This window comes from Janthinobacterium sp. PSPC3-1 (genome assembly GCF_049896105.1).
In the GTDB taxonomy this organism is placed as follows: Bacteria; Pseudomonadota; Gammaproteobacteria; order Burkholderiales; family Burkholderiaceae_D; genus Janthinobacterium.
In genome coordinates this window covers 31679-46457 of the sequence record NZ_JAFCTQ010000040.1, presented here as the reverse complement: position 1 = coordinate 46457, position 14779 = coordinate 31679, and the positions used below count along the sequence as shown (strand labels likewise).

The following is a 14779-nucleotide window of genomic DNA, read 5'->3' as shown; positions in this document are numbered from 1 at the left end:
TCTTGTTGTCATGTTCAACTCCTCAGGTGGTGTATTTTCCACCTATCGAGGTGTCCGAGCAAATTAGACCACAGCAATGTGCTGCTCCTCTGAAGTTGAATGGAGGGTGCCAGCATGCCACGTTCGCCGGCGCCCTGATTGTAAAAATGGAAGCTCAAGCCCGGTGCCGCGCCAGCCAGGCATCGGGCGAGGCACGCGCAAAGTCGCGGAAGTCATGGATCAGGTGCGATTGGTCGAAATAACCATATTGCAGGGCCACCTGGGCCCAGTCGGCGTGTGCCGGCAGGGTCTTGAGCGCACTGTTGACGGCGCGAAATCGGCTGATGCGGGCAAACAGCTTGGGGCTGATGCCGACATGCTGGCGAAATTGCAGCGCCAGGTGCTGGCGCGAGACATGCAACTGCGCCGCCAACTGCTCGACGCGCAAGTCGCCACGGGCGTTGTCAATCAAGGCGACCGCGTGCAGGGCCAGGCTGGACATCGACGGCGCCGGTTGGCTTCGCAGGCGCAGCAGCAAAAAATCTTGCAGGATCTGCATGCGTTGTGTATCCGGCAAGGGCTGTGTCCACAGCGCATCGCCAAGGCGTGCCGCCAGCTCGCGGCCCCACAGCTGCCGCAACTCGGTACGCCCATCGTTCAGCTCGCAAAGCGGCAGCTGGAAAAAGCGCGCCGCCGCGCCGGGCTTGAAGCGGGCCGCCACCGTCTGCACCAGGCCGCAGCTGACCACCTGGATCGGCGCCGTCATCATGCCGACCGCAAAGCTGGCGTCCTGCTGGTCCTGGCACAGGATGTCGATGCAATTGTCAGGCAGCACCTGGTGCGCCATGGGCCGGTCGCGCGCGTGCACGCGGCAGGTCCAGACGCAGTCCAGCCAGGGCCGCAGGGCAGGGACGGGGGCGGTTTCCTGGTAGACGAACATGGCCTGCATCAAGGAGCATGAGATTGCCGCATCTTACACAGCATATTTGTACGCCGGCAAAAATATGCGCGCCCGGGGCGGCGGCCCGCCGCGCTACAGGGCGGCGACAACCAGTATAATGCTCGGTTCATATCCACTAATTGGTCGCACATCATGCAAGATAAATATAGTCCCGCCGACGTCGAACAAGCCGCCCAATCGCACTGGAAGGCAATCGAGGCCTACAAGGCCGTCGAACACGACCCGCGTTTCCCGAAAGGCAAGTACTACGCTTGCTCGATGCTGCCTTACCCTTCGGGCAAGCTGCACATGGGTCACGTGCGCAACTATACGATCAATGACGTGATGTACCGCTACCTGCGCATGAACGGCTACAACGTGCTGATGCCGATGGGCTGGGATGCGTTCGGCATGCCTGCGGAAAACGCGGCGATGGAAAATAACGTGCCGCCGGCGCAATGGACCTATTCGAACATCGCGCACATGAAGCAGCAGATGGAATCGATGGGTCTGGCGATCGACTGGTCGCGCGAAATGACCGCCTGCAAGCCGGAATACTACAAGTGGAACCAGTGGATGTTCCTCAAGATGCTGGAAAAAGGCATCATCTACCAGAAGACCGGCACCGTGAACTGGGACCCGATCGACCAGACCGTGCTGGCCAACGAACAGGTGGTCGACGGCAAGGGCTGGCGCTCGGGCGCGCCGATCGAAAAGCGCGAAATCCCCATGTACTACGCGCGCATTACCGACTACGCCGATGAATTGCTGGCCTATGCCGACGACAAGCTGCCGGGCTGGCCCGAGCGCGTGCGCACCATGCAGACCAACTGGATCGGCAAGTCGACCGGCGTGCGCTTCGCCTTCCCGCATGAGATCAAGGACGCCGACGGCGTCCTGATCGGCGACGGCAAGCTGTATGTGTTTACCACCCGTCCGGACACCATCATGGGCGTGACCTTCTGCGCCGTGGCCGCCGAGCACCCGCTGGCGCTGCACGCCGCGCAAGGCAATCCCGAGCTGGCCGCCTTCAACGCCGAATGCAAGCTCGGTTCCGTGATCGAAGCGGACATGGCGACGATGGAGAAGAAGGGCATGCCGACCGGCCTGTTCGTCACCCATCCATTGACCGGCGCGCAAGTCGAAGTGTGGGTCGGCAATTACGTCTTGATCACCTACGGCGACGGCGCCGTGATGGGCGTACCGGCGCACGACGAACGCGATTTCGGCTTTGCGAAAAAATATGACCTGCCGATCAGGCAGGTCATCGAAGTCAAGGGCCAGGAATTCTCGACGGACGCGTGGCAGGAGTCGTATGGCAGCAAGGAAGGCGTGTGCATCGCCTCGGGCAAGTACGACGGCCTGCACTTTGCGTCCGCCGTTGATGCGGTGGCGGCCGACCTGGCGGAACTGGGCCTGGGCGAAAAGAAAACCACCTTCCGCCTGCGCGACTGGGGCATTTCGCGCCAGCGCTACTGGGGCACGCCGATCCCGATGATCCATTGCGCCGACTGCGGCGTGGTGCCGGTGCCGGAAAAAGACCTGCCGGTGGTGCTGCCGGAAGACTGCGTGCCGGATGGCACCGGCAATCCGCTGAACAAATACGAAGCGTTCCTGCAGTGCGACTGCCCGCAGTGCGGCAAGCCGGCGCGCCGCGAAACCGACACCATGGATACCTTTGTCGATTCGTCGTGGTACTACATGCGCTATACCTCGCCAGGCAGCAATGACGCCATGGTCGACGAGCGCAATGACTACTGGATGCCGATGGATCAGTATATCGGCGGCATCGAGCACGCCGTGATGCACTTGCTGTACGCGCGCTTCTGGACCAAGATCATGCGCGATTTCGGCCTGGTCAAGTTCGACGAGCCGTTCGTCAACCTGCTGACGCAGGGCATGGTGCTGAACGAAACCTATTACCGCGAAGACGCCGCCGGCAAGAAGACCTGGTTCAACCCGGCCGATATCAATCTGACGATGGACGACAAGGGCCGTCCGCAAGCGGCCACCCTGGTGGCCGACGGCGCGCCGGTGGAAATCGGCGGCACGGAAAAAATGTCGAAGTCGAAGAACAACGGCATCGACCCGCAAGCGCAGATCGAGCAGTACGGCGCCGATACGGCCCGTTTGTTCACCATGTTCGCCTCGCCGCCGGAACAGACGCTGGAATGGTCGGGCAGCGGTGTCGAAGGCGCGAACCGCTTCCTGCGCCGCGTGTGGAATTTCGGTTACGCGCAGTCGGCGACGATCCAGGCCGCGCTGGCTGGCGGCGCCGCGCCGGCCACCGGCGACGCGCAGAAAAACCTGCGCCGCGAATTGCACAAGATTTTGCAGCAGGCCGACTACGACCTGAAACGCATCCAGTACAACACCGTGGTGTCGGCCTGCATGAAAATGCTCAATACCCTGGAATCGGCCAAGCTCGATGACAGCGCCCAGTCGAAAGCCCTGATCGCCGAAGGCTATTCGATCTTCCTGCGTTTGTTGAATCCGGTGGCGCCGCATATCACCCACGTGCTGTGGCAGGAGCTGGGCTACGCCGGCGTGCATGGCGATCTGCTCAACGCCGAATGGCCGCAAGTCGACCCGCAAGCTTTGGTGCAATCCGAGATCGAAATGATGATCCAGGTGAACGGCAAGCTGCGCGGTTCGATCACGGTGGCCAAGGATGCGGACAAAGCCAGTATCGAAGCGCAAGCGCTGGCCTGCGAGAGCGTGCAGAAGTACATTGAAACCACGCCGAAGAAAGTCATCGTCGTGCCGGGCAAGTTAATCAGCATCGTGGTGTAACGTTATGACGACTTCTTCTTCCGGTTTGCTTGCACTTGTCCGCGTCCGCGTCCTGTTTGCCGTGTGCCTGGTATTGACCTTGTCGGCTTGCGGCTTTCACTTGCGCGGCTCGAACGGCAGTTTCATGCTGCCGTTCGCGACGATGAATATCGGCTTGCCCGATACTTCGCCGCTGGCGATCGACCTGAAGCGCTATATCCGCGCCATCGGCAGCACGGAAATCGTTGACACCAGGGAGGCGGCCGACGCCACCCTGGAAGTGCTGGCCGACCCGGAGAAGACGCGCACCAAGTCCATCCTGTCGCTGAACAGTAACGGCCGCGTGCGCGAATACCAGCTCGGTTATTCGATCCAGTTCCGCGTGGTGGACAAGGCCGGCAACGTGTTGCTGGGCCTGACCACCATCGCGCTGAACCGTCCGATCGCCTTCAATGAATCGCAGGTGCTGGCCAAGGAAACCGAAGAAGCGCAGCTGTACCGCGACATGCGCAACGACCTGGTGCAGCAGATCATGCGCCGCCTGGCCGCCATCAAGCCGGTGCTGCCGGCCATGTCGGTCGCGCCTGTCGCGCCGGTGACCCCGGTCCCGGTCCCGGTGCCGGCCGTGCGGCAGTAAGGCTACGCCATGCAATTGCGGATAGACGCGCTTGACGCGCATGTGGCCAAGCCGCTGGCGCAGCTGTATGTGATCACCAGCGACGAACACCTGCTGGCGCTGGAGGCGGCCGACAAGATCCGCCGCGCCGCGCGCAAGCAGGGCTACACCGAGCGCGATGTGCTCAGCGTCGAGCGCAGTTTCAAGTGGGGCGAGCTGCTGGCGGCCAACCAGGAACTGTCGCTGTTCGGCGATAAAAAACTGATCGAGCTGCGCATCCCCACCGGCAAGCCAGGCAAGGATGGCGGCGCGGCGCTGCAAAGCTACGCCAAAAACCTCAGCCCCGACAACCTCACCCTGATCACGCTGCCCAAGCTGGACTGGGCCACGCAGAAGGCGGCCTGGGTCGCCAGCCTGCAGCAGGCGGCCGTCTATATCGATATCCCGAATGTGGAGCGGGCGCAGCTGCCGGCCTGGATCGGCCAGCGCCTGGCCGCGCAAGGCCAAAGCGCCGAGCGCGCCAGCATCGACTTCATCGCCGAACGGGTGGAGGGCAATCTGCTGGCCGCGCACCAGGAAATCCAGAAACTGGGGCTGCTGCACGAGCCGGGCAAGCTGACCTATGAACAGGTGCAGGACGCGGTGCTGAACGTGGCCCGCTACGATGTGTTCAAGCTGTCCGAAGCCATGCTGGGCGGCGATCCGGCGCGCCTGGTGCGCATGCTGGAAGGCTTGAAAGGCGAGGGCGAGGCACTGCCGCTGGTGCTGTGGGCGGTGTCGGAGGAAATCCGCACATTATTGAAACTAAAAGCCGGCATGGCGCAGGGCAGGCCGCTGGGCGCGCTGATGAAGGAAATGCGCATCTGGGGCCCGCGCGAGCGCATGATGGAACCGGCCTTGCGGCGCGTGTCGCTGCCGGTGCTGGAAAAGGCGCTGCAGGAAGCGGCGCAGGTCGACAAGATGATCAAGGGCCTGCGCGCCAAGGCACATGCGGGCGACGCCTGGGACGCGCTGCTGCAGCTGGCCCTGACGATCTGCCGAGGCTAAGCTTACGTAACCATTATGGATAAAAGCATGGATATCAAACAGTATATGCAAGACGTGGGCACGCGTGCCCGCGCCGCCTCGCGCGCCATGGCCCGCGCCGACAGCGCCACGCGCAACCGCGCCTTGAGCCTGATCGCCGCCGCCATCGTGCGCGACGCCGACCTGCTGCGCGCGGCCAACCAGCGCGACCTGGACGCTGCGGCCGCCGCCGGCCTGGCGCCGGCCATGCTCGACCGCCTGACCCTGTCCGATGCGGCGATCGCCACCATGGTCGAAGGCCTGACGCAGATCGTCTCGCTGGCCGACCCGATCGGTGAAATCTCGAACATGAAGTTCCGCCCCTCCGGCATCCAGGTGGGCCAGATGCGCGTGCCGCTGGGCGTGATCGGCATTATCTATGAAGCCCGTCCGAACGTGACGGTGGACGCGGCGGGCCTGTGCATCAAGAGCGGCAACGCGACCATTCTGCGCGGCGGCTCGGAAGCGATCCACTGCAACCGCGCGCTGGCGAAACTGGTGGCCGAAGGCCTGGCCGGCGCCGGCTTGCCGGAAGACGCGGTGCAGGTGGTCGACACCACCGACCGCGCCGCCGTCGGCGCGCTGATCACCATGCCGGAATATGTCGACGTGATCGTGCCGCGCGGCGGCAAGGGTCTGATCGCACGCCTGATGGACGAGGCCACCGTGCCGATGATCAAGCACCTCGACGGCATCTGCCACGTGTATATCGACGCCAAGGCGGATATCACCAAGGCGCTGGACATCGGCTTCAACGCCAAGTGCCACCGCTACGGCACCTGCAACACCATGGAAACGCTGCTGGTGGCGCGCGCCATCGCGCCCACCGTGCTGCCGCAGCTGGCCGAGCGCTATTTGACGAAACAGGTCGAACTGCGCGCCGATCCGGAAGCGCTGGCGATCCTGCAAGGCTACCCGCACCTGGTGGCCGCGACCGAGGAAGACTGGCGCACCGAATACCTGGCGGCCATCCTGTCGGTCAAGGTGGTCGACGGCATCGACGAGGCGATGGACCATATCAACCGGTATTCATCGAAACACACCGAGTCCATCATTACCGAAGACTACAGCGACGCGCTGCGCTTTTTGCGCGAAGTCGATTCGGCGTCGGTGATGGTCAACGCCTCGACCCGCTTTGCCGACGGCTTTGAATATGGCCTGGGCGCCGAGATCGGCATTTCGAACGACAAGCTGCACGCGCGCGGCCCGGTGGGCCTGGAAGGCCTGACCTCGCTCAAATACGTGGTGTTCGGCCACGGCGAAGTCCGCAAATAAAGTCGCAAACAAAGTACGAAAACAAGCCGGCGCTGGCCGCTCGCAAGGCGGCCCGCGTTTCACCTCCACCCCTGACAGCGGACACCCACATGGCATTTCTCTGGATCAAAGCCTTCCACATCATTTTCGTCATCTCCTGGTTCGCCGGCCTGTTCTACCTGCCGCGCATTTTCGTCAACCTGGCGATGGAAACGGAAACCGTGGCCACCGAGCGCCTGCTGCTGATGGCGCGCAAGCTGTACCGCTTCATGTCGCTGCTGGCGCTGCCGGCCATGGTGCTGGGCCTGGCGCTGCTGTGGATGATGTATGGTGGCGCGGGCGGCATGAAGATGCCGGGCTGGATGCATGCCAAGCTGACCTTCGTGGTGCTGCTGCTCGGTTACCACCATGCCTGCGGCGCGATCCTGCGCAAGTTCGAAAAAGGGATCAACCAGCGCAGCCACAAGTGGTTCCGCTGGTTTAACGAGGTGCCGGTGGTGATGCTGCTGGCGGTGGTGGTGCTGGTGGTGGTCAAGCCTTTCTAAGGGAGTCGATGATGAGTGCAAGCCAGAACAAGGTAATCCAGTATTTCTTTGCGCCCCATTCGCCATGGACCTACCTGGGCCACGCGCGCGTGATGGCGATCGCCAAAAAGCAAGGCGCGCAGATCGACGTACGCCCGTTCGACCTGGGCAAGGTCTTCAGCGTCTCCGGTGGCCTGCCGCTGGCCAAGCGCGCGCCGCAGCGCCAGGCGTATCGCCTGGCAGAACTGGCGCGCTGGTCGGCCTTCCTGGACGTGCCGTTGACCCTGCAGCCGAAGTTCTTTCCCGTCTCACCGGAAGCGTCGGCCAAACTGATCATCGCCACGCGCCTGGCGCACGGCGTCGACGCCTCCTTGACCCTGGCGCACGCCATCATGCGCGGCGTGTGGGCCGAGGAGCGCAATATCGGCGACGAAGACACCCTGGCGCAGATCGCGCTGGACGCCGGTTTCGACGGCCGCCAGTTGCTCAAAACGTCCGAGACGGCCAGCGTGCAGGCCGAATACGACGCCAACACGGAAGCCGCCACCGCCGCTTCCGTGTTCGGCTCACCCTGGTATATCGTCGATGGCGAAGGGTACTGGGGCCAGGACCGCCTCGATTTTGTCGAGCGCGCGCTGGCGAAGTAGTGTTAGCAGCAGACGCAGGTCGGATTAGCGCTTCGCGCGTAATCCGACAAGCTTTTGGATTTTTTAGTTAATTTGTTTTTCAACGGATAAAAGGTATCCTTATTATGGCTTCATATTTTTGCCCATGCCCGCGCGGCATGGAAGCGGCGCTGGCCGAGGAACTGGGCGAGATCGCCCAGGACAGTGCGACCATGAAGGTCCACAACCAGGTGCCGGGCGGCGTCCACTGCTCGGGCGACCTGGTCGATTCCTACCGCATCAACCTGCATTCGCGCATCGCCTCGCGCGTGCTGATGCGCATGGCCCATTCCGGCTACAAGACGGAAAACGACATTTATGACCTGACCCTGGCGCAGCCATGGGAAGACTGGTTCGGCGTGCATCACACCATCCGCGTCGACGTCACGGCCGTCAAATCGCCGCTGCGCAGCCTGGAGTTCACCACCCTGAAAATCAAGGATGCGATCTGCGACCGCTTCCGTGACCAGTTCAACGAGCGCCCGTCCGTCAACACCAAGACGCCGGACATGCGCATCGTCGGTTTCCTCGACGCGCATACCTTTACCGTCTACCTCGATACCTCGGGCGAAGCGCTGTTCAAGCGCGGCTGGCGAGAAGAAACGGGCGACGCGCCGCTGCGCGAAAACCTGGCCGCCGGCCTGTTGCGCGTGTCGGGCTGGAAGCCGGGCATGGTGCTGTTCGACCCGATGTGCGGCTCCGGCACCATCCTGGCCGAAGCGGCGCAGATGGTGCAGGGCATTCCGCCGGGCGCTTCGCGCAGCTTCGCGTTCGAGAACTTCCACGACTTCGATCCGGCGCCATGGAACGCCTTGCGCAACGCCATCACCGCCAATCCGTTGCCGGCGGAGCCGACCATTTTCGGCAGCGATATTTCCGGTGACATGGTCGCCATGACGCGCCACAACCTGCGCTGCGCCGGCGTGCGTTTCGATGTGCCGCTGAAACAGATCGAGGCGCAGGAAGTCAAGCCGCCGAGCGACGTGGCCGGCATCATGCTGACCAATCCGCCATACGGCGAGCGGATCGGCGTGCGCGGCGACAGCAGCCTGCCGGAAGACGAATTGTCAACCTCGTTCTACACGGCCATGGGCACCACCCTGAAACAGCGCTTTGCCGGCTGGACCGTGTTCCTGTTTACGGCAGACCTGGGCCTGCCGAAACTGCTGCGTTTGAAAGAAGCGCGCAAGACGCCGTTCTTCAATGGCGCGCTGGAATGCCGTCTGTTCCGTTTCGATATGGTCGCAGGTTATAACCGCCGCGAAGAAGCGAAACCAAAAAACATCTGATTAAACCTGCTACGCGTTGCCACTTGCGGCCTGCGATGCTCACCGTACCTTCGTACGGTTCTGCTTCTCGGCCACAATTGGCTGCCGCTCGCTACGGTTTTCTCAGGTGTTTTAAAAACTGAAAAATGCCGCATCCCGCGCGGACCGATGCCGGTCCGCGCTTCCCACCTTGGACAACCATGTTTCCCACCCCTCCGGCGGACTTGCCGCCCGACCCCGTCACGCCCGTGCCGCCCCCCGTTCCCAGCCATATGGCGCCATTGAGCCGCGGTGCGCTGGCGCTGATGCTGGCCGGCCTGTCGATGCTGGGCCCTTTGTCGATCGATACCTATTTGCCGGCCTTCGGCGCCATCCAGGGTTCCTTGCATGCGTCGCCGCTGGAAGTGCAGCAGTCGCTGACGTTCTACATGCTGGCCTTTGCCGGCATGGTGCTGTGGCATGGCGCGCTGTCCGATACCTTTGGCCGGCGCAATGTGATCCTGGTGTCGCTGCTGATGTTCGCCATCGGCTCGCTGGGCTGCGCTTCGGCCCATACCGTGCACTACCTGTGGTTTTTCCGGATATTGCAGGGCGTGTCGGCCGGCGCCGGCGTGGTGATCAGCCGCGCCATCATCCGCGACCTGTACGCCGATGCGGCCGCCGCCAGGCTGCTGTCGCTGGTGACGATGATCTTTTCGATCGCCCCGGCCGTCGCGCCCATCCTGGGCGGCTGGATCGTGATCTGGTTCGACTGGCGCTCGATCTTCCTGTTCCTGGCGTTGTATACGGTCGTGCTGCTGGCGTTCTGCTACTGGCGCCTGCCCGAGACCTTGCCGTTGTCCAGGCGTCAGCCGTTCAATCCGCGTTTCCTGGCCCAGAGCTATGGCGAGATCCTGCGTTCGCCGCTGTTTCACATCAAGGCCGGCATCGTTGCCCTCAATTTTGGCGGCCTGTTCCTGTTCATCACGGCCGCGCCGGAAATGCTGCCCAAACAACTGGGGTTGGGACCATCGCAGTTCGCCTGGCTGTTCATTCCCTGCGTCAGCGGGATTTTCATGGGCGCCCTGGCGGCCAACCGCCTGGCCGGCAAAATCAGCTTTGCGCGCCAGATCGGCATCGGTTTTGCCTTCCTGCTGGGCGCGGCCAGCATCAACGTGGTGTTCCACCTGGTCTTGCCGCCGATGTTGCCGTGGAGCGTGCTGCCGCTGTTCTTCTACACCTTCGGCATGTCGCTGGTGGGGCCCGGCGCCACCTTGCTGGCGCTCGATCTGTTCCCGCATATCCGCGGCACGGTCGCCTCATGCCAGTCGTTCGCCAGCACCCTGCTCGGCGCGATCGTGGCCGGCGTGGTCTCGCCGATGCTGTCGGGCTCGGTGCTGTGGCTGGCCTCGGGCCAACTGGCCTTTACAGCCCTGGCGCTGGGTTTGTGGCTGATTTCACGGCGTTTCCGTCATCGTCTGCTGGGGCCGTTGAAACTGAGGACAGGCGGGCGCTAACGTGCGCGAATACAACAGCATGTGCGCTATAGTCACCGCCCGCCGCCTCTGGCGCGGCGCGGCTGTCTAAAATACTGGCGTCCTGGGTGTTTTGCTGTGCTAAGGTTTTGATGCCTGCATTGATAATTATTTAAAGTTTCTTATAAAGGAAAAAAATGCGCCAGAGTGCCTTTCCTGTCCGCCGCGTCATCATCCTGTGTGCGTTGACCCTGTTATCGTCGACCGCCGGCGCCGCCTTGTCGCTGGCCTCGCTGAGCAACCAGGACGCCAGCAGCGGCCTGAAAGCGGCGCTCGATGCCGGTTCGGCCGCCGCCGTCGCCAAGCTGGGCGTGGAAAATGGGTTTCTGAACAATGACAAGGTCAAGATCAAGCTGCCCGGCATCGTCGAGCAGGCCAGGCCGCTGCTGAAGATGACGGGCCGCGGTCAGCAGCTCGACGAGCTGGTGGTGGCGATGAATCGGGCGGCCGAATCGGCGGTGCCGCTGGCCAAGCCCTTGCTGCTCGACGCCGTGAAATCGATGAGCGTGACCGACGCCAAGAATATCCTGTCCGGCGGTGATACTTCAGTGACCGACTTTTTCCGCCAGAAGACCGCCACGCCATTGGCCGCCAAATTCCTGCCCATCGTCAAATCGGTCACCGATCGTTCCGGCCTGGCCGCCACCTATAACGGCACCATGAGCCAGATCGGCAAGACCGGCCTGGTGCCGCAACAGCAGGCGACGGTGGAAGGCTATGTTACCGACCGCGCACTGGCCGGTTTGTATTTGATGATAGGCGAAGAGGAAAAAGCCATCCGCCGTGATCCGCTGGCTTATGGCAGTAAAATCATCGGCAAGGTGTTCGGCAGCCTGAAGTAGGCCAGGCCCTTGCAATGCGGCGGCTACTGTGTCGAACACGAAACAAGTCACGCATTTAATACAAGAAAACAATGTTAAAATCTTGCGGCATGGATTCTTGACGGCCTGATGACGCTGTTTTCACCGCGGGGTCTCAAGCATACTTTAGTGGCGAACTGATGTTCGGCAGTCATGCCCCACAGTTGGCCTTTTTTTGTTTCTTCCAAGTTGCTTCAGCCGATTTTACCTCTGAGTATCTTGTCAGAAATTTCAGATGCAGGATATAGAGATAAGGTAGTCGGATTTGTTAAGCGTACTCAGAAAATCAGTCAAATATACATGGTGTGGATGCTTGGTCCTCGGCGCGCATGGCGCGATCGCGGCGACCCCCAATCATGGCGGCCAATCCGGCTATATCAACATGCCCAGCGCCGTGGTGGAACCGGACGGTACCTTCAGCGTCGGTTACAGCTACGACAGTCCGTATGGCCAGTTGTGGGTGACGTCGAACATACTGCCTTTCCTGCAAATGACGGGCCGTTATGTATCGATTTCGGGCATTCCTGGGTTCTCGAATGTACCTGGGGAATATGGCAGCGGCTATGGCCGCTACAAGGACAAGGTCGTTGACGCAAAAGTGCGCCTGTGGCAAGAAACGACATGGCTGCCGTCGGTTGCCCTCGGTGCCACCGACTTGTTCGGTACCGAATTGTTCAAGGGCCAATATGTGGTGGCGACCAAGACGTTTGGCGCCACCAGGAACATCGAAGCCAGCCTCGGTTACGCCCGCAGCCGTCCTGACGGGCCGTTTGCCGGCGTGCGCTGGACGCCCGCGGCCTTGCCGCGCTGGTCGGTCGTGGCCGAGTACGATACCACCAATTATGTGCGTGATTTCCGTGCTGCCGAGACCAGTGCCGGTGGCCGTCGCAAAGGGCCGTCCATGGGCCTGGAATACCGTTGGGGCTGGCTGGCGCTGCAGGCTGCCCGTAGTCGCGACCAATTCAGCGTCAATGCCTCTGTCAGCATTCCATTTGGCGAGCGCGAGTTTATCCCCAAAGTGTTCGAACCGGCCTATTTTGTCGATGACAAGAACCCACCACCACTGCCGACCAGGGAGCAATGGCGCAATGACGCCGGCTATGGCGCCGACCTGGTCAATGCCCTGGTCAAACAGGATTATAAAAACATCCGCGTGGTGCAAGAGGGTAATACGCTGGCCCTGACCCTGACCAACAGCCGCATTTCCAACCTGGGCCGCGCCGTCGGCCGCGCCGCGCGCACGGCCCTGGCATTCACGCCCAAGGGCGTGAGTAATATCCGCATCACGTATACCAAGCTCGACCAGCCGATCGCCACCTATGAATTTCTCGATCTGCCCAAGCTGAATGATTATTTTGCCGGCAAGATCGATCGTCAGGCGTTTCTCGACGTCGTGCTGGTGCGCTATCCGGAACGCGGCGATGTCATTCGCGATGACCAGCAAGCGTGGTTGAACGAATTCCTCGACCGTCCGGCCCAGGCCAAGCCGGCTGCTGTTGCCACCACGCCGGTGTTCGTGGCCGCGCCCGCTGCTGTGGCATCAGCCGCAGGTCCTGCCGATGTGGCTGTCGCGATGCCCATACCGGCAGTCGTCAAGGCGGCCAATGCCGTACAGAGCGATGGCAAGCTGGCGGTGGGCCTGGGTGTCGACGGTGACGTGGTGCAGGTCAAATCGCTGGACCGCGAAGCGAACCGCTTCAAGATCGCCCCCAAGGTTGGCTTCTTCTTCAACGATCCCAGTGGCGCTTTCCGTTATTCGATCTCGGCGCTGGCCAATTACGACCAGCGCCTTGGCGATGGCCTGTATCTGAATGGCGCGGCCAACCTGCAGTTGCTGGAAACCGTCTCGGGCGTCACGCAGCCGTCGAACAGCGAATTGCCGCATGTGCGCAGCGATGTGGCGAAATATATGCGCGAAGGGCGCTTCAAGCTGAGCCGCATCCTGCTGAACAAATATGACAATCCAGCCGAGCGCGTGTATACCCGCCTGTCGGCCGGTCTCTACGAAGACATGTTCCGCGGTGTCGGTGGACAAGTGCTGTATTTGCCGAAAGACAGCCGCTGGGCCGCCGACCTGGCCGTCGATGCGCTGCAGCAGCGCGGCTACAAGGGCCTGTTCGATTCACTCGACTATAAAACCGTCACGGCGATCGGTTCCCTGCATTACCGCCTGCCGCACGATATTACCGTGACGGCGCGCGCTGGCCGTTTCCTGGCCAGGGACGCGGGCGTGCGCGTGGAAGTCAAGCGCCGCTTCCAGTCCGGTATCGAAGTCGGTGCCTGGTATACGCATACCAATGCCAACGATATCACCACACCGGGCAAGCCTGACAATCCTTACCAAGACCGCGGCATTTTCCTGTCGGTACCGCTGAATAGCATGTTGCCGATGGATACGCAGTCGACCGCTGCTTTTTCGATTTCACCATGGACGCGTGATGGCGGCCAGATGGTGGCGTCGCCGGGCGATCTGTATGACATGGTGGAGCGTCCGCGTGCCGATATGCACAGCTATGACGGCCTCGGCAATTTTGCGGAACGTGCCGACGAGCAGAATCTGCCAGCGGTCAATCCTCCGGTCCGGCCATTTGTCAGCCCTTGGCCAGCCATGCGCGCGCGCCTGGAGCAATCGTCGTCCGCCGTGCCTGAAGCTGCTGACTGGCTCAAGGCGACCGCCCTGGTCGGTGGCGTGGTGGTGGCATCGGCACTGAGCGACAAGCCGGTCGACCGCTTTGTCAAGAAACATCAGGATTCCAGCGTGCTGCGCAACTGGGACAAGGTGGGCAAAGTCATGCCGTTCGCGCTGGTGGGTGCCGCCGGCGCCGCCTTTGCCCTTGGCGACGAGCGCATGCAAAATATCGGCCTGATCTCGATGCAGTCGGTCGCTGCCGCGACAGGCCTGGCGCTGGTGGGGAAATATGCGATCGGCCGCGCCCGTCCCGGTGAGGATCGCGGTCCGTGGACCAGCGTGGGCGAGGGCAAGAAGCGTTCGGACGCTTCCTTCCCATCGGGACATTCGACGATCGCGTTTGCCGCCGTGACGCCGTTTGCCCAGGAATACGACGCACCGTGGCTGTATGGCGTGGCGGCGCTCGGTTCTGCGGGCCGTGTCGCCGGCCGCAAGCACTGGGTGTCCGATACCGTTGCCGGCGGCATCCTGGGCTACGCCGTGGGTACCTGGTTGTGGCAGGCGCAGCGTGACCAGAGCAAGTCCGGCCTGTCGATCAATCCGGGACCGAAAGAAATCAGCGTTACCTGGCAGAGCAAGTATTAAAGGCTGCCCGGAAAAGCCGGCGATGCGGGGTAAACCACGCATCGCCGG

General features: G+C 62.2%; 11 protein-coding genes. 10 read left to right on the top strand and 1 reads right to left on the bottom strand.

Going from position 1 to position 14779, the window contains the following annotated elements; translation table 11 throughout:
• Positions 1–154 precede the first annotated feature (154 nt).
• Positions 155–928, bottom strand: coding sequence for a DUF6597 domain-containing transcriptional factor (locus ACP7B7_RS26895; protein WP_426078735.1), 774 nt, complete (start codon positions 926–928; stop codon positions 155–157).
• A gap of 144 nt (positions 929–1072) precedes the next feature.
• On the opposite strand from ACP7B7_RS26895, the gene leuS reads away from it, so the two are divergent.
• From leuS to ACP7B7_RS26845, 10 genes are all read left to right on the top strand, one after another.
• On the top strand, positions 1073–3712 hold the full coding sequence (gene leuS, locus ACP7B7_RS26890) for a leucine--tRNA ligase (RefSeq protein WP_426078734.1): 2640 nt from the start codon (positions 1073–1075) through the stop codon (positions 3710–3712).
• 4 nt (positions 3713–3716) lie between these two features.
• Positions 3717–4328: an LPS assembly lipoprotein LptE gene (lptE, locus tag ACP7B7_RS26885; RefSeq protein ID WP_426078733.1), complete on the top strand. Its 612-nt coding sequence runs from the start codon at positions 3717–3719 to the stop codon at positions 4326–4328.
• 9 nt (positions 4329–4337) lie between these two features.
• The gene (gene holA / locus ACP7B7_RS26880) at positions 4338–5354 is read left to right on the top strand and encodes a DNA polymerase III subunit delta (protein WP_426078732.1); all 1017 of its coding nucleotides are present in this window, start codon (positions 4338–4340) and stop codon (positions 5352–5354) included.
• 27 nt (positions 5355–5381) lie between these two features.
• Positions 5382–6647 (top strand): glutamate-5-semialdehyde dehydrogenase, encoded by a 1266-nt coding sequence (locus tag ACP7B7_RS26875; RefSeq protein WP_426078731.1) that lies wholly within the window; start codon positions 5382–5384, stop codon positions 6645–6647.
• Positions 6648–6736: 89 nt separating this feature from the next.
• A complete protein-coding gene (locus tag ACP7B7_RS26870; protein ID WP_426078730.1) occupies positions 6737–7171 on the top strand; it encodes a CopD family protein in 435 nt (144 codons plus the stop codon).
• A gap of 11 nt (positions 7172–7182) precedes the next feature.
• Complete coding sequence (locus ACP7B7_RS26865) at positions 7183–7797, top strand: 2-hydroxychromene-2-carboxylate isomerase (protein WP_426078739.1); 615 nt, start codon at positions 7183–7185, stop codon at positions 7795–7797.
• A 104-nt stretch (positions 7798–7901) separates the two neighbouring features.
• A complete protein-coding gene (locus tag ACP7B7_RS26860; RefSeq protein WP_426078729.1) occupies positions 7902–9104 on the top strand; it encodes a THUMP domain-containing class I SAM-dependent RNA methyltransferase in 1203 nt (400 codons plus the stop codon).
• 179 nt (positions 9105–9283) lie between these two features.
• Complete coding sequence (locus ACP7B7_RS26855; protein ID WP_426078728.1) at positions 9284–10579, top strand: multidrug effflux MFS transporter; 1296 nt, start codon at positions 9284–9286, stop codon at positions 10577–10579.
• A gap of 155 nt (positions 10580–10734) precedes the next feature.
• Positions 10735–11439 (top strand): DUF4197 domain-containing protein, encoded by a 705-nt coding sequence (locus tag ACP7B7_RS26850; RefSeq protein ID WP_426078727.1) that lies wholly within the window; start codon positions 10735–10737, stop codon positions 11437–11439.
• A gap of 283 nt (positions 11440–11722) precedes the next feature.
• Positions 11723–14731, top strand: coding sequence for a YjbH domain-containing protein (locus ACP7B7_RS26845; RefSeq protein ID WP_426078726.1), 3009 nt, complete (start codon positions 11723–11725; stop codon positions 14729–14731).
• Positions 14732–14779: the final 48 nt, after the last annotated feature.